We start from the raw sequence: 16,538 nt of genomic DNA, 5'->3' as shown, positions 1-16,538 counted from the left end.
TGACCTGATAGACCTGCGGAATGTAGGATGTAAACCCGGAAAGCTAGATTTCCGATTTTTGGGGTAAAAATTGCATCAATCATCACGACTAGTATTCAAAAACATAGATGAGTCAAAGCCAAAAAAACAAGAAATTAAAATTAAATGGCAAGATTTAACTCAAACGCCGTAAGTCCCCCACGCTCATTCGGTACTCCGAATCAGTGGCAGGATATAAGGCGGGCGACAACGATTGTATCTCCGACCAATGCCGTAAGGCGTTCACGTAGCGTCTCGTAGAGAGGGCTACGGTGTACACACAAGTAGAATATTAGAGCAGAGGGTATCAGAATGCTGTCCTCCTCTGGGACGGGGGAGGCTAACGCCAATGGAGAGGATGTAAGACCAATTCGCGGACGTAAATCTAAGATGCGGCAATCTTCTGCGAAGTTGGAAGCCTACATTTTACCGTCAGGTCAGTGTAGGTAGTTCACTTAGTATTTCTTTTCTTTAGCAGCTTGATTTTGACTTTAGGGTGATGAGATGGGAAAAGTAAAATCTACCAAGCGAATAATATTGGGAATTTTGAGTATTACCTCTAGTGTGGGTGTGTGGTTAATCAGCCATTGGGGATCAGCCGTTATGGCCTTACCACCGCCGGAAGACATTCCAGAAGAGATATTACGCACAGAAATTATTATAGAGGCGCGATCGCCCATTGATGGCAAACCCGTAAGTGCTGCCGAATACGTAGAACTACAAGCACAACTTCAAAAAGTTCCACCGCCAAAATTAAGCACCAATCTGCGGCAAACAGTCTTTCTGCTGCGGATACGTAATGCTTTGCTTCAGTTATTCCCATTTTTAGATTTGTAGTTATTGACTATCTAACTGGGATACAAACTTGATATCCTAATACTGTTGATTATACTGATACCATGAGCTTGTACTAGCGATCGCCCAATTAGAGAAAATGGCAATGGTACTGCATAAAACTTTGACGAGTAGCTGAATTCTTATATAGATAACAAACTAATTTGACTGCCAAACGTGACAACATTGCGGATTCGGATATTAGATGAGGTGCATAGATGGATATTGTATTTCTGACTAAATTACTAGCTCCCTGCTTACCCTATTTGCTGAAATTAGGTGGGATAGCAGCCGAAAAAACCGCAGAAAAAGCAGCAGAGAATATTGCTCCCGATATCTGGGAAAAGGCCAAGAAAGTTTGGTCGAAACTAGGCACTAAAGTTGAATCCAAAGACGAATTAAAGGTAGCAGCCGAGCAAGTAGCCGCCAAACCTGAAAGTTCAGCCCGTCAAGCCGTCTTTCAAGAAGAACTAGAAATCTTGTTGAAAGAAAATCCAAATTTGGCTGAGGAAATCGGCAAAATCTTGCAAGAAGAACAGCCAACAGCATCAGGAGTTCAAATCAATCAAACCGTCACCCATAATGAAGGACAGGCCATTGGACAAATGGTTGATAGTAAGGCGATTGGTAGGATTGACGGCAATATTCAGGGTGGAGTGAATTTTTAATCAAAAATAAATTGAGTGCGATCGCACTATGGAAAATCATTCAGATAGTGATGTACTTTCCCCTTCTAACTCCACTAATCAAATTCAGCAGGATTTTGGCAGTAATTCTGGACAAGCGATCGCGCAGATGATTGGTGGAATGGCCATCGGTCAACTCACAGTCTATCTTTCGCAAGTCCGAACTGAGTTAGAAACTTCCCAACCGCCTACAAATAAGCTTGGTGCAAATCCCTATCAAGGTTTATTAGCATTTCGAGAAACGGATGGCGATCGCTTTTTCGGACGAGACAAGCAAATTGAGCAACTATGGCAGAGATTTCGTGAGTTGCATGACAATGAATCTGCGGTGCAGGTGCTACCTATATATGGCCCATCAGGTTCAGGAAAATCTTCACTAGCCTTAGCTGGGCTAATCCCTAAATTGGGGGCTAAACCATTACCAGGAAGTAATCAGGCGCGGTTGGTGGTACTCGTACCAGGAAGCCACCCCCTTGAGTCTCTCGCCGCTATGTTGGCGAGGGTTACAACTAATGATCCCACCCCAGTGAGTAAGACGCGGGAATTTGCCCAAGAACTTACCCAGCAAAACAATCATCAAGAATATGATGGCTTGCGCCGCATTGCTGATGTTTTTCCTGATATTGCTGTCTCTCCCTTAATTCTTTTAGTCGATCAGTTTGAGGAAGTTTACACACTTTGTAAAGATAAAGCAGAACGGGATGCCTTTGTCGGAAACTTGCTGTGTGCAGCAGCAGAACCTTCAAAACGAGTATCTGTGATTTTGACATTACGGAGTGACTTTTTAGGCGAAACCCAACAACACCCACGCCTCAACAAACTCTTCTCAGAGCAAGGGTTTCTCGTGCCAATTATGCAGCCAGAAGATTTAGAAGCTGCTATTGTCAGACCAGCAGCAAAAGCTGGATATCAGTTAAACAGTGCAGTTGTTCAACTTCTAGTAGAACAAACCGAAGGGCGAGAGGCTTTACCTTTATTACAATTTACCCTGACGCGGATTTGGGAAGGCTTGCAAAACGATGTTGATCCAGCCGAAACCCTAGAAAATATTGGTGGTGTAGGTGGCGCACTGGCCGAAGAAGCACAACGCCTGTATAAATCTTTGAATGCGGAAGAGCAAGCGATCGCTCGACGGATTTTTCTTGCATTGGTACAAATAGGGGAAGGCACAAAAAACACCCGTCGCCGTGCTGCTTTGTCAGAACTGATTGCTGATGAAAAAGAAGCCACAACTGTTCGGGCTATTATTAATCGTTTTGCTGCGCCTGGAGTGCGTTTCTTAGCCACCTTCTCAGATGAACAGTCTGGTGAAATGATTGAAGTCGCCCACGAAGCGATGATTCGCAATTGGGGACAACTGCAAGAATGGTTAACTGAATGCCAAGAAAATCTTCGCAAGAAACGCAAAATCGAGCAAGCTGCGGAAGACTGGATAGATAAGGATAAATCTCAAGAATATGTTCTTCAAGGTCGTCCACTGCGCGATGCGAGAGAGTTTATGCAAGCCCAAAAAGATTATCGGGAAACTGCACTCTCAAGTTTGGCAAAGGATTTCGTGATGGCAAGTTGGCGGAAACAAAGGCGAGGCATTTTTAAGTTAATGGCACTTTTTGCAATCTTCCCCATAATTGGCACTCTGACAATTGTTCACTTCTCCATATTAGGTTGGACAGAATCGATTCTTGCCAGAAGAGACTGTAATCCGACTCCAATCCTCAAAAGTTTATTAGAGTATATGAAAAAAAGTGGATATAAAAATAACTTCACTAGTATTTTTCTATGTCATAAGAACCTTAACGATATCCAACTTACAAATACCATACTCGACAAAGCAATTTTTCAAGATGCTGAACTTAATCGTGCAAACTTTGACAACTCTAATTTGATAGGAGTTAATTTTACAAACGCATCTCTGGTAGGTGCTAATTTCAAGAAAGCTATACTTTGGAGTGCTAATCTACAGAATGCTAATCTGGAGTCAGCTAATTTTGAGGAAGCTGATCTCGAATCTGCAAACTTCAAAAATACAAAACTAAAAAATGCAATCTTCAAAAATGTAAACTTAAACAACGTTATCGGACTCGATGAACAACAAATTCGAGAAGCTTTACTTTGTGGAATTAAACTACCACAAAACCTAGCTGCAATTAGCAACAAAATTGAAAATAGAGATTGTGAAAGACTTAAAAATGAGTAATTTTTAATACGTTTAATTCTACCTTATTCGCAATTTTGACGATTGCCAAGTCGCTTTAGACAATCTTGGTAAGATTCAGGAAATGAACCCATAGAACCGTTTCCATTTGTTGGGACAAAACGGTATTTTCCATTAGGATCTTGAATACACCTTCCATTTTCCCCACAAACCTGATCCAAAAGTAGCATTTCTTGTCTATCACTAGATTCATCGCATTTATAAGATTTTTGAAATTCATTTACACCAAACTCTCCTAAAGCTTTTGTAGCTAATTCTGGGATTTCTCGCTTTTTACTTCCTATCGCTGCTATTAAGACTTGTGTGGCTAATTCCTGACACCTCTGCATTCTTATCAGGCTTTCTGCTGCAAGAACGTGTTTTTTTTCTATCAATTCAGGAGTTAAATCTTGAGGTAAATCTATAAGCAATTTCATAAGAGCTAATATTGCTCTTGATTGGGATGAACGAGGTACAAAATTAGCTTCAGTAATTCTCAGTTCAACATCCTCTATTAAATCTTTAAACTCTGTTGCCAGAATTTCATCAAGTCTAATCTGAATTTCGTCAAGCTTTGCTTTAACTTTAGGATACATTTCCTGTTCGCTCCTTTGCGTAGTGATTAATTGAGGCGTTGGGAATAGATTTGATAGATTTTGTATTTTGCTAAAAGTTGAATTCCTAATAGCCTGAATTGCTTGATAAGCATCAGCTAATCCGTAACCTGTGGCTAAGTCTGGGCCTGCACGCGCCCGATTTCCTCCCGTTCTTGGATGACCATAACCTTCCACAACATCGCGGGCTGTTTGCTGTAAAATTTCTTTGACTTTTGCTGGAGATAATCCTGAATCAAGCTGTTTCATCAAGGCGCAAACACCAGCTAACTGCGGTGCTGCTGCTGAAGTCCCGCTAAATGCAGCCCAGCCATCACTAGATTTAGTACCATCATCAAATAAAGAACGTACCTGATCTTTCTCGCTCCCAGGCGGAACAGGTAACATAATATAGGCTCCATAGGGACGCTGCCCAACCAACCCACAGACATCGGGAACCCTTCGCCCTGGATAAATCGGACTGATAAAACTGCTGGCGTAATTGCTTGCTTCTAACTTGCCTTGCAACAGTCCATCTAGATGCAGATAAACACCTCCTGCTGCAATCACATCTGGGTGCTGAGATGGAAAGCTCCATTGACCATTCCCCGCCGCGAAAATGACGATAATTCCGCGACGCACGGCATCAGCAATGGCTACAGCTAAGGCTTGATTAAAGGGAGAAAATTTGCGATCGCTCAGATCACAGCCCCAACTGCAAGTAATAATATCTGGTCGTAGGGCAACAGCTTTCTTAAAAGCAGCAACAGCGTTGACGTTCTTTACTTTGCCTGGGGCTGTGAAAACATCAGCTTTAACCATCGTTAACTCAACATCAGGAGCCACAGCCAGCAGATTGGCAGATTCCCCAGTGCCATGACCATTCTCATCTGCCAAAGGAGCCGATGCACCAGGCGCAAGAACAACATTGACTTGGTAGTTATACCTGTTAAAAAATGGATGACGATACCACCCAGTATCAAGCATGACCACCTTGACACCTCTACCTGTGATGCCTTGTTGATGGGCTACACTGGCATTTAATCCTTGAGCTATGTCTTCTGGTACACGCAAATATTTTGTAGTTGTTTCTGGTGGAGACTCCGCAGGAGTCGGGGGTCGAAAGTAAAAAACTGGTTCATTGATGGCAATTCCGTCTAATAGATGATCCCAACTGGTTTGTGATGTATCAATTTCACCAAAGGGCTTATCATCGATCGCATTGATAAATGTAGCTGTTGTTTCTCCAACTATCTCCTTGATTACGGGAACTTCCACTGTCTCTAGAGTTGTGTGGAGCGATCGCTCATAAACCTCAGCATCGGCAGCTATACTGATTGATGTTTTTCCCACATCTAAAATCTCAAAGCCTGCTGTCTGTAAGCGTTGCACTGCTGCATTGAGTCGGTTTGGTTCCGCATAAAATTGAGCCACATTCTCACTAGTGACGCGGCTTGAAGAATTTAACAACGATTCCCCACTGACTGAACGAACAATCGCTTCAGCGTAGATTTTCGACGGTAGTTGTACCTGCTGTTCCTTGCTCATTACATACACCTACTCGTAAGTAGCGGTGTAATCAATATCTTACAGATATTTTCCAAAAGTTTGAGAGACAATACAGCGTTATAACTATTAATTTACGTAAATAATCATCATTTCTGGTACTTTTCCTAGCTTGTAACGGAAAACCCTAGTTTTCAGTACACAATGTCAAAATCTCTACCTTTTATCTTTCCCTAGCTCAACAGATATTTTCTGAGACTGAACGTGATCACCCCTTATCCCCCTTGTGCCTATCTGATGTACTATAACGGTGGCGATAAATTGCAAATAAATGTAAAGAATATATATAGATATTAAAAAAGTAGCTTTAGTTAATCACTTTATTCAACACAGGTAGCTTCATGTCCATAGCCACGATCGCTCAGGAACAGGTTAACCGCATTGTTTGGAATCAACATCACGATCCGTTTGAAATACTCGGTTCTCATGCCATAGAACAAAATGGTAAAAAAGTATGGGCTGTACGCGCCTACTTACCAAACGCAAGTGCAGCCTGGGTAATCGTTCCCCAAGAACGCCAAGAATACCCAATGCAACCCGTACATCATCCCCATTTTTTTGAATGTACGATTGAAACCCCAGAACTCGCCAACTACCAGTTACGCATTCAAGAAGGGGAACATGAGCGAGTCATTTACGATCCCTATGCTTTTCGTTCTCCGGGCTTGACCGAATTTGACTTGCATTTATTTGCAGAAGGCAACCATCATAGAATTTATGAAAAATTAGGAGCGCACGCCACCGAAATCGACGGTGTGAAAGGTGTTTATTTTGCTGTTTGGGCCCCTAACGCCCGTAACGTTTCTTTGCTGGGAGATTTCAACCTGTGGGATGGACGCAAACATCAAATGCGTAAAGGCTCTACAGGGGTTTGGGAATTATTCATTCCCGAAATCGGGGTAGGGGCACATTACAAATATGAAATTAAAAATTTTGAAGGACACATTTACGAAAAATCTGATCCTTTTGCTTTTCAGCAAGAACCCCGCCCAAAAACAGCATCGATCGTTACTGATTTAAGTTCATATCAATGGAATGACGAAGACTGGATAGAAAAGCGTCGTCACGCTGATCCCTTAACCCAACCTGTCTCTGTTTACGAACTCCACTTAGGTTCTTGGTTACACGCTTCTAGTGCTGAACCACCTACACTGCCAAACGGTGAAACTGAGCCTGTAGTTATTGTTTCGGAACTCAAGCCAGGTGCGCGATTTTTAACTTATCGAGAATTAGCAGACCGACTTATCCCCTACGTTAAGGATTTGGGATATACCCATGTCGAACTATTACCCATTGCCGAACATCCTTTTGATGGGTCTTGGGGTTATCAAGTTACTGGTTATTATGCACCTACTTCCCGGTTTGGTAGTGCGGAAGATTTTATGTATTTTGTTGACCAATGTCATCAAAATGGGATTGGAGTAATTGTTGATTGGGTTCCTGGACACTTCCCCAAAGATGGACATGGTTTAGCTTTCTTTGATGGTACTCACTTATATGAACACGCAGACCCCCGCAAAGGTGAACATAAAGAGTGGGGAACTCTGGTTTTCAATTACAATCGCAACGAAGTCAGGAATTTCTTAGCCGCAAATGCCCTGTTTTGGTTCGATAGATATCACATAGATGGTATTCGTGTGGATGCTGTGGCTTCTATGCTATATCTCGACTATTGCCGTAAAGAGGGTGAATGGGTAACTAACCAATACGGTGGTCGAGAAAACTTAGAAGCGGCGGATTTCTTACGTCAAGTAAATCACCTAATTTTTAGTTATTTTCCAGGCGTGCTTTCCATTGCAGAAGAATCAACGTCTTGGCCAATGGTTTCTTGGCCAACCTACACAGGCGGTCTAGGTTTTAACTTGAAATGGAATATGGGTTGGATGCACGATATGCTGGATTACTTCAGCATGGATCCTTGGTTCCGCCAATTCCACCAAAATAACATCACCTTTAGTATGTGGTATAACCACAGCGAGAACTTCATGTTGGCCTTGTCTCACGATGAAGTGGTGCATGGTAAGAGCAACATGATTGGTAAAATGCCTGGTGATAGATGGCAGAAAATGGCCAATGTGCGTTGTTTATTTACCTATATGTTTGCTCACCCAGGTAAGAAAACCATGTTTATGAGCATGGAATTTGGACAATGGAGTGAGTGGAATGTCTGGGCTGATTTGGAATGGCAATTGCTACAATTTGAGCCACATCAACAATTAAAGCAATTCTTTAAAGAACTCAACCAACTCTACCGTTCTGAACCATCTTTATACACCCAAGATTTTGCCAGAGAAGGGTTTGACTGGATTGATTGTAGCGACAACCGTCACAGCGTGGTTTCCTTCATCCGCCGCGACAAAGATTCTGACAATTTTATCGTGGTGATTTGTAACTTTACACCCCAACCTCATTCGCATTACCGCATCGGTGTTCCAGAAAAAGGATTTTATACCGAGTTGTTTAATAGTGATGCTCGTCAGTATGGTGGTAGTAATATGGGCAACTTAGGTGGTAAGTGGACAGATGATTGGTCAATGCACAATCGTCCTTATTCTCTAGATTTGTGTCTACCACCTTTGGGTGTGCTGATGTTCAAATTGGATAAAGAGAAAACGGCTGAGGCTTTAGGTTATTAATCGTCGGGGTGGGGAGAGTCCCACCCTTTTTGATTTGGGAAAGTGCGATCGCGATCGAAAAATTTTGACCATCAATTAATATAAAAATACCCGCAACAATTACTCATCGGTGAAAAGCTATGTCAGACACTACCCTAGCTACACCAGATATTCAAATTCCACCCACTCAAGCAGAACTTCCCTATGATGACGGTGTACCAATGGAAAGCGCGCGGCATAAAACCCAAATGGATTTGCTGATAGATGCTTTAATTCCTTGGTTGGAACAAAGAGAGGATGGGTTTGTTGGCGGAAATATGTTTGTTTATTACAGTCTGGCACAGGTGCGAAACAAAGATTTTAAAGGGCCAGATTTTTTTGCTGTGTTGGGAGTTCCAAAAGGTGAACGTCGCAGTTGGGTAGTTTGGGAAGAAGGTAAAGCACCAGATGTCGTAATTGAGTTACTTTCTGACAGCACAGCGCCAGCAGACAAAAATGAGAAAAAACTGATTTATCAAAATCAAATGCGTGTACCAGAATATTTCTGGTATGACCCTTTTAACCCTGATGATTTGGCAGGTTTCTCTAACGAAAAAGGTGTTTATCAACCCATTACAATCAATCGTCAAAACCAGTTGGTGAGTCAATCTTTAGGTTTAGCATTGCAATTGTGGCAAGGAAATTATAAAGGTATTGATGCTATTTGGTTGCGCTGGGCAAGTTTGGCCGGAGAATTATTACCCACTCCTGAAGAAAAAGAACGCCAACGCGCAGAAAAAGAACGCCAACGCGCAGAGAAAGCAGAATCTCAATTACTCCAAACTGCACGTAACTTACTTGAAACTGGGATGACAGTAGAACAAGTAGCTAGGTTAACAGGTTTGAGTATATCTGAAATAGAAATTTAGAACTTTGCTGTACCTCGCTACGCCTACGCACTTATGCTTTAAAGGTCAACACTGGACTCAACCTTGCTACAACGTCCACCATTCCCGCCTCTACCTGCACATCAATCACTGACTGAATTGGCTTATAGGCTGCGGGTGCTTCTTCTATTCGGCGTTCTTCACGCAAGGTAATGCAGTCTACACCAGTTAATCCCAGTTCTGACTCGGTTTGAGATGCACCTTGGCGACTCAAGTCAAATCGGCTGCGTAGTCTGCCAGCACCATGCGAGGCTGAATTACAAAAAGCTGGATTGCCTTTTCCTACCATCAGATAAGAGTAAGCGCCCATTGAACCAGGAATAATTACGGGTTGTCCTGGATAAGCGGGACAAGCACCTTTGCGCGTTACCCATCCTTGACTTTCGGGTAAGGTAATATTGTGAGGTAAGTCGTAAATTAACGGCGCTTCCACATCACCGTAAACTTCGCGCAAACGCAGACGTAGCAGTTCTGCTAATAACAGGCGATTGATAAAGCCGTAATTAGCAGCAGTCGCCTCGGCTTTGAGATAACTAGCAACTAGTTCCGGGTGGGAATGCACAGACAAAGGAAAAATCTGAGATTCTGGATACTTCAAACCTTTCGGCCAAATTGCTTTAGTCCGGTCTCGCCACATTCCACCAATGTACTTACCCACATTGCGCGAACCAGAGTGAATCATAAAGGCTAATTGTCCCTCTCTGATTCCCCAAGCATAAGCCAGAGCGCGATTTTCGATTCGCTCAACTTGTTGCACTTCGACAAAATGGTTGCCAGAACCAATGGTTGCGAGTCCTCCATCCCTTACTAGTCCAGTATCGGGAACTAATTCTTCTGGTGCTAAATTCCACTCACCATCCATTGCACCACCTAAAAAAATGCGTTCGCTTTCCTGGGAAATTTGCTCCAAGTCTGACTTGACGAAACTACCTGTCGGCTGGTTCAACATATCATCCAACCAACCAAGAACACCATACTGAAACAAGGCTTTCATAGTTTGCGCGGTCATGGTGACATCCCTCGTACCAAAGAAGTAATCCCCCTTCATCTGTTCTACGAATGAGTCCCGCTGGGAGAGAAATTGATCAATGGTTAAATCGGCAACGTGCAGCCGCATTCCACAGTTAATGTCAGAACCCACAGCAGCGGGGATGACTTGACCAATAGTTTCGACTACAGAACCAATGGCAATACCCGCATCACCAGGGTGAAAATCAGGTGTAGCACAGGCACGACAGACACACCCGCCATTAGGGTGGCGCACATTTGCTAAATTAGCTAGTTGCTTAAGCGCCTTAGCTTCGACAGGAAAGCCTTCTGGTAGCAACACTTCTGCCGCTGGTGCATCGGGAGAATTAGTTAAACGGACAGAATAAATTCCATTGACATAATTGACATCTAACCCTTGTCGTGATAAAGCACGCAGGAGACGTTGAAGATTTTTGGGCTGCATGAAACTCCATAAGAGTCTAAAAAAAGACCCTTGTTTTAAATTGATTGCAGAGACATGGGTTCAGCAGCCGCGTCTCAAGTATTTTTAGGGGTTATTTTCCCAGAACTATGGGGAAAACAACGGGTTAATTTTGAGTATTGTGCCTCCTTTTTAATAACATAGGCTTTTAGGGTCTGGCAAGTAGATGATGTAAAGTCTGAGTAAGTGCTTTAGATTAGGCGATCTCATTACACCAAGGTTTTTTGTTTGCGTAAACTTTGAATGGTGGCGATCGCATGTTTTGTCACTATATCAATTTCCGCAGCAGTGTTAAATCGTCCAATGCCGAACCGCACGGAAGCATAAGCTAGTTGCTCAGAATTCCCCAAGGCTGTGAGAACATAAGAAGGTGCGGTAACTGCCGAAGAACAAGCCGAACCGGAAGACACTGCCATGATTGGTTGCAATCCCAGAGATAATGCAGCACCATCAACTCCCGCCACGCTGATATTCAAGTTTCCTGCTAACCGCTGGGTGGGATGTCCATTGAGGTGAAGTCCTTCTAACTGCGACAGTTGTAACCATAAACTTTCTCTTAATTGCGTCAGGCGTGCAGTTTCTGTTGCTTGTTCTGCTAAAGCAATTTCTACAGCTTTACCAAAACCAACAATTTGCGGTGTGTACAAAGTTCCCGAACGCATTCCCCGTTCATGTCCACCGCCATGTTGTTGGGGTGCAAGTTGGACTCTGGGGTTGCGTCTACGGACATACAATGCACCGATACCTTTTGGCCCGTATACTTTATGAGCAGTTAACGACATTAAGTCGATGTTCATTGCCTGCACATCTAAGGGAATTTTACCAATAGCTTGGGCGGCATCTGTATGGAAAATAATATTGCGATCGCGGCAAATTTTGCCAATGTCTGCTAAAGGCTGCAATACGCCAATTTCGTTATTCGCCGTCATCACAGATACCAAAATTGTTTCTGGACGACAGGCTGTTTCTAATTGATTTAAATCAATCAGTCCATCTTTTTGAACTGGCAAAATTGTAATTTCAAAACCCAGACTTTTGAGATACTCGCAAGGGTCTAAAACTGCTTTATGTTCTGTTGCAACAGTAATAATATGCTGACCTTTTTGAAAGTAAGCTTCTGCTATACCTTTAACGGCTAAATTATTCGCTTCTGTTGCACCGCTGGTAAAGACAATTTCTTCGGGTGTGGCGTTAATTGCTGCTGCTAATATTTCTCGCGTTTTTTTCACAGCCGCTTCGGCTTCCCAACCATAAACATGATTAATACTCGCAGGATTGCCAAATTTTTCGGTGAAATACGGCAACATTGCTGCTAATACTCTTTCATCTACAGGTGTAGTAGCATGGCAATCAAGATAAATCGGACGATTAGACATAAATTAAGTTAAAACTTGACTAAGCTTTTTTAATATTTGCAGAACTTTATATAATTCATTAATTTCTATCGATTCTTCAGTGGCGATCACAAATAGTTCACGATAAAACCCCGCCAAATCTAATAGTGGGGATAGTATCACCATTTTGACAGCATTTTCTAAGATTGGCGGGCGCTTAACTAAACTTAAAAAATTAGCTTTGACCCTATCTAAATATTGTGTATCTAAATTTGTAACTTCCAGTAAATCCTCTAACCATTCTGTGAATAATCTTTCATCTTCTGAAAGTTGTAGACTAAATCTTTCCTCTAAATAAGCAAGTCCGATATTTTCAGATTGGATAACTTGAAACATATTAAATATTATGAATATCGATTAATTATGCTCTAAACAAACTCTTAATCCAGAGTATGTGGATCTATCCCCAATGCTCTTAATTGTTCTGCTAGTTGTTGAGCGCGTTGCTCTGCTAATTCCGCGCGTTTTTGTGCTTGTTTAATTTGTTCTTCTGGTGTTGGATATCTGTTCCCGGCTTCGTTATACCAATAAAGCCATTCTCTAGTTAATCCACAGTAATTTCCTCGTTCACAACCAATTCCTAAGCCAATTTCTGCTAACCAAACAAGATTTCCTGGCTGTAATTGATACTTACCATTAACTAATTTATGTACTTCTAAACGAGGTTTGCGGCGACGACGAGGAGAATAAATCACATAATAAAGTACACCTAAATCCTGGTATTTATTTAATTTATCGGTGTATTCTTTACGATAATTTTGCGAAACTACTTCTAAAGCCAAAATTGGCAGAACATTTTCATCCCAAAGCACATAACTAGGACGCAGTTCTTCATCATAGAACCGTTCTACACCCAAACTCAAAAATCCATCTGGGACAATTGGTGGTTCATCAGGGTCATAATAAATACCCATATCTATGCCAAATAACCAGTCCATCCTTTCAGACCAAAGTATTAACAGAATAGCCTTGAGTAACCCTGGTATTAATTCTTGCAGTTCATTATCCACAGGAGTTTCATCAGAATCTGGTAGTTCTTCAGCAGAGGGCAAGTACTTCGGCAAGTTGTACTCTAACATAGCTGGTTTCCCCAAAACTTACGGACACTGGGCTTTACTCGATGAATCCACGCCAATATCCTCACCAGAATTATAGCGATTTCGGATTAACAGGTTATAGGTTATAGCTTACAGGCGGAACGTTTTATACTTCCTACTCCCTTGTATCATAAGTCTTAACGATTAATAAATATATTAGTTTTTTGGCTCTCTTATTGGTTTATATTTACCAGAGGATGTAATAACAGCCATTGATTTTCAGAGACTAGGAGGCAGCTTCAGACGATTTTAGATTTGAAATTTTGGATTTTGGATTGCTCCATAGACGTTGTTTTCAGAAGATGTCTAAGAAGTATCAAAATATTTATTCTGATCCCCCCGCCTGCGCCAGTCGCTTTCTTGTTTTACCTGACACTCTAATATCAACAGCACAAACTAGGCAATCTAAGTTGATGGCAATCTAAGTTGATAGTAAGCGAATATTTTTGCTGAATTGCAGCGGATAAAGACTAAACTAAAAAGTCTTGTGCAGCAAAACCTATAGATTTAAATGAAGTAATCATGTCCAAGGTTCTCGTCTCCGATCCTATTGACCAAGCTGGGATTGACATCTTATCCCAAGTTGCTACTGTTGATGTCAAAACTGGTCTAAAATCCGCAGAATTAATTGAAATTATTGGTGATTACGATGCGCTAATGATTCGTTCTGGTACAAGGGTAACAGAAGAAATTATTGAAGCCGGCACACAGTTAAAAATTATTGGTCGTGCTGGTGTTGGCGTGGATAATGTTGATGTGCCTGCTGCTACACGCAAAGGAATTGTGGTAGTTAATTCTCCTGAAGGGAATACGATCGCAGCGGCAGAACACGCACTGGCAATGATGTTGTCTTTATCTCGCCACATTCCTGATGCTAACGCTTCTGTTAAACGTGGTGAATGGGATCGTAAAACTTTTGTAGGTGCAGAAGTTTACAAAAAGACTATCGGTATTGTCGGGTTAGGTAAAATTGGCTCCCATGTGGCGGCTGTGGCTAAAGCAATGGGGATGAAATTACTCGCTTATGATCCCTTTATCTCTAACGAGAGAGCCGAGCAAATTGGCTGTCAGTTAGTAGACTTGGATTTGCTCATGCAGCAAGCTGACTACATCACACTCCACATTCCCAAAACCCCAGAAACTACCCATTTAATCAATGCCAAAACTCTGGCAAAAATGAAGCCCACCGCGCGGATTATTAACTGCGCTCGCGGTGGAATTATTGATGAAGCAGCTTTAGCCGCAGCCATCAAAGAAGGTAAAATTGCTGGTGCAGCCTTGGATGTGTTCGAGTCAGAACCTCTGGGTGAATCGGATTTGCGATCGCTCGGTAAAGAAGCCATCCTCACCCCCCACTTAGGAGCCTCCACCACAGAAGCTCAAGTGAATGTAGCCATTGACGTTGCTGAACAAATCCGCGATGTACTACTGGGACTCCCTGCACGTTCCGCCGTCAACATTCCCGGACTTGGCCCCGATGTCTTAGAAGAACTCAAACCCTACATGCAGCTGGCAGAAACCTTAGGTAACTTGGTCGGTCAGTTAGCTGGTGGTAGAGTCGAAACACTAACTGTCAGACTGCAAGGAGAACTCGCAACTAATAAGAGCCAGCCTTTGGTAGTAGCATCCTTAAAAGGTCTACTTCACCAAGCTCTGCGGGAACGGGTAAATTACGTCAACGCCAACATCGAAGCCAAAGAACGGGGAATTCGCGTCATTGAAACCAGAGATGCTTCTGTGCGCGACTACGCTGGTTCTCTGCGTTTGGAAGCCACAGGTACTTTAGGTACTCACTCAGTTACAGGTGCTTTGTTAGGTGAAAAAGAAATTCACTTAACAGACGTTGATGGCTTCCCAATTAACGTTCCACCCAGTAAACACATGGTGTTTACCTTACACCGTGATATGCCAGGGATTATCGGTAAACTCGGCTCTCTCCTCGGTAGTTTTAACGTCAACATTGCTAGTATGCAGGTAGGACGGAAAATCGTCCGGGGTGATGCGGTAATGGCTTTGAGTATTGATGACCCCTTACCCGATGGCATTTTGGCTGAAATCACCAAAGTACAGGGAATTCGAGACGCGTATACAGTAACTTTATAAGGCAAAAGTAAAAGGGCAAAAGTAAAAAGAACTCTATTTCTTTTGCCTTTTGCCTTTAAACTTTTAACTTTTTTATGGCAAACACTTGGTGGGAACTGCAAATTTTATGTGAACCAGAGCTAGAAGATTCTATCTTTTGGCGACTGGAAGATTTTGGTAGTCGGGGGACAGCAAGTGAACGCAAAGGAAATTCTTCGTTAGTCAAGGCTTACTTACCGCAATTTCAAGCGCAGTTATTAGATTTGGCCGCATTGGCGTTACGGTTGCGCCAAGATGCTTTGTGTGTAGGAATGTCTGCGCCTAGCTTGCATTGGCAATTAATAGATGAAGAAGATTGGGCGAGTAGCTGGAAGCAATATTGGCAACCCCAGGAAATTGGCGATCGCTTTTTGATTAACCCTGCATGGCTACCAATGCCAGAAACAGACAGATTAGTGATTCTCCTTGATCCCGGTGTGGCTTTTGGTACGGGGAATCATGCCACAACTCAACTTTGTTTAGAAGCCCTAGAAATGCGCTTGAGTGAGGTTCCCCAATCGTTTGTGGGGAATCAAGAAAGAGAACCAGTGATAATTGCAGATATCGGTTGCGGTTCTGGTATTTTATCCATCGGTGCAATTTTGCTAGGTGCCGAAAAAGTCTATGCGGTGGATAATGATCCCCTAGCGGTGCAATCAACTTTTAGCAACTGCGCTCTCAATAACGTGAGCCTAGAACGCCTGATTCCCGCCGAAGGTAGTGTAGATGTTTTGAGCAAAATTATCGAGAAACCAGTAGATGGCATCGTCTGTAATATCTTAGCTGACGTGATTATTCAATTGGTTCCCGAAATAACTGCGATCGCTAAACCTAGCACTTGGGCTATCTTTAGCGGCATTTTATTAGAGCAATCAAAATCTGTTGCAGATGTATTAGAAAAACATGGTTGGGTTGTGGCTGCACTATGGAAGAAGAAAGAATGGTGTTGTTTAAATGTGCGCCGTTCTTGATTAATCAAAAGCTATAGCTGGTGCTAAAAATCTCAATTCCATAAATTTACTA

At 42.5% G+C, this 16,538-nt stretch carries 12 protein-coding genes; 7 read left to right on the top strand and 5 right to left on the bottom strand.

Annotation, left to right across the window (positions count from 1 at the left end):
* Positions 1–522: 522 nt before the first annotated feature.
* The 3 genes from NCWK1_RS15360 to NCWK1_RS15350 all read left to right on the top strand — a co-directional run bounded on the left by NCWK1_RS15360 (position 523) and on the right by NCWK1_RS15350 (position 3,735).
* Positions 523–855, top strand: a complete 333-nt coding sequence (locus NCWK1_RS15360; protein WP_096581763.1) for a hypothetical protein — start codon at positions 523–525, stop codon at positions 853–855.
* Positions 856–1,070: 215 nt separating this feature from the next.
* Positions 1,071–1,520, top strand: coding sequence for a hypothetical protein (locus NCWK1_RS15355; RefSeq protein WP_096581761.1), 450 nt, complete (start codon positions 1,071–1,073; stop codon positions 1,518–1,520).
* Positions 1,521–1,548: 28 nt separating this feature from the next.
* Complete coding sequence (locus NCWK1_RS15350; protein WP_103125300.1) at positions 1,549–3,735, top strand: nSTAND1 domain-containing NTPase; 2,187 nt, start codon at positions 1,549–1,551, stop codon at positions 3,733–3,735.
* A 23-nt stretch (positions 3,736–3,758) separates the two neighbouring features.
* Here the strand turns inward: NCWK1_RS15350 and NCWK1_RS15345 are convergent, their stop codons facing one another.
* Positions 3,759–5,873: a S8 family serine peptidase gene (locus NCWK1_RS15345; RefSeq protein WP_103125299.1), complete on the bottom strand. Its 2,115-nt coding sequence runs from the start codon at positions 5,871–5,873 to the stop codon at positions 3,759–3,761.
* A 359-nt stretch (positions 5,874–6,232) separates the two neighbouring features.
* Here NCWK1_RS15345 and glgB point away from each other — a divergent pair, with 359 nt between their 5' ends.
* Positions 6,233–8,527 carry a 1,4-alpha-glucan branching enzyme gene (glgB, locus tag NCWK1_RS15340; protein ID WP_187308158.1) on the top strand — a complete coding sequence of 765 codons (2,295 nt, stop codon included), beginning with the start codon at positions 6,233–6,235 and terminating at the stop codon, positions 8,525–8,527.
* Between the two features lie 119 nt (positions 8,528–8,646).
* A complete protein-coding gene (locus tag NCWK1_RS15335) occupies positions 8,647–9,414 on the top strand; it encodes a Uma2 family endonuclease (protein ID WP_096581755.1) in 768 nt (255 codons plus the stop codon).
* Positions 9,415–9,445: 31 nt separating this feature from the next.
* Here the strand turns inward: NCWK1_RS15335 and NCWK1_RS15330 are convergent, their stop codons facing one another.
* The 4 genes from NCWK1_RS15330 to NCWK1_RS15315 form a co-directional block, all read right to left on the bottom strand.
* Positions 9,446–10,885: an RtcB family protein gene (locus tag NCWK1_RS15330; protein ID WP_096581753.1), complete on the bottom strand. Its 1,440-nt coding sequence runs from the start codon at positions 10,883–10,885 to the stop codon at positions 9,446–9,448.
* A 227-nt stretch (positions 10,886–11,112) separates the two neighbouring features.
* A complete protein-coding gene (locus tag NCWK1_RS15325; protein ID WP_096581751.1) occupies positions 11,113–12,279 on the bottom strand; it encodes a cysteine desulfurase family protein in 1,167 nt (388 codons plus the stop codon).
* Between the two features lie 3 nt (positions 12,280–12,282).
* Positions 12,283–12,633: a hypothetical protein gene (locus NCWK1_RS15320; RefSeq protein WP_187308157.1), complete on the bottom strand. Its 351-nt coding sequence runs from the start codon at positions 12,631–12,633 to the stop codon at positions 12,283–12,285.
* Positions 12,634–12,677: 44 nt separating this feature from the next.
* Complete coding sequence (locus tag NCWK1_RS15315; protein ID WP_103125298.1) at positions 12,678–13,376, bottom strand: Uma2 family endonuclease; 699 nt, start codon at positions 13,374–13,376, stop codon at positions 12,678–12,680.
* Between the two features lie 540 nt (positions 13,377–13,916).
* On the opposite strand from NCWK1_RS15315, the gene serA reads away from it, so the two are divergent.
* Positions 13,917–15,497 carry a phosphoglycerate dehydrogenase gene (gene serA / locus NCWK1_RS15310; protein WP_096581747.1) on the top strand — a complete coding sequence of 527 codons (1,581 nt, stop codon included), beginning with the start codon at positions 13,917–13,919 and terminating at the stop codon, positions 15,495–15,497.
* Positions 15,498–15,571: 74 nt separating this feature from the next.
* Positions 15,572–16,486, top strand: coding sequence for a 50S ribosomal protein L11 methyltransferase (gene prmA / locus NCWK1_RS15305; protein ID WP_096581745.1), 915 nt, complete (start codon positions 15,572–15,574; stop codon positions 16,484–16,486).
* Positions 16,487–16,538 lie beyond the last annotated feature (52 nt).

The sequence above is a fragment of the Nostoc cycadae WK-1 genome, from assembly GCF_002897135.1.
Lineage (GTDB): Bacteria > Cyanobacteriota > Cyanobacteriia > Cyanobacteriales > Nostocaceae > Nostoc_B.
The sequence above is the reverse complement of the archived record's forward strand: the minus strand, read 5'-3'. Positions and strand labels throughout refer to the sequence as shown.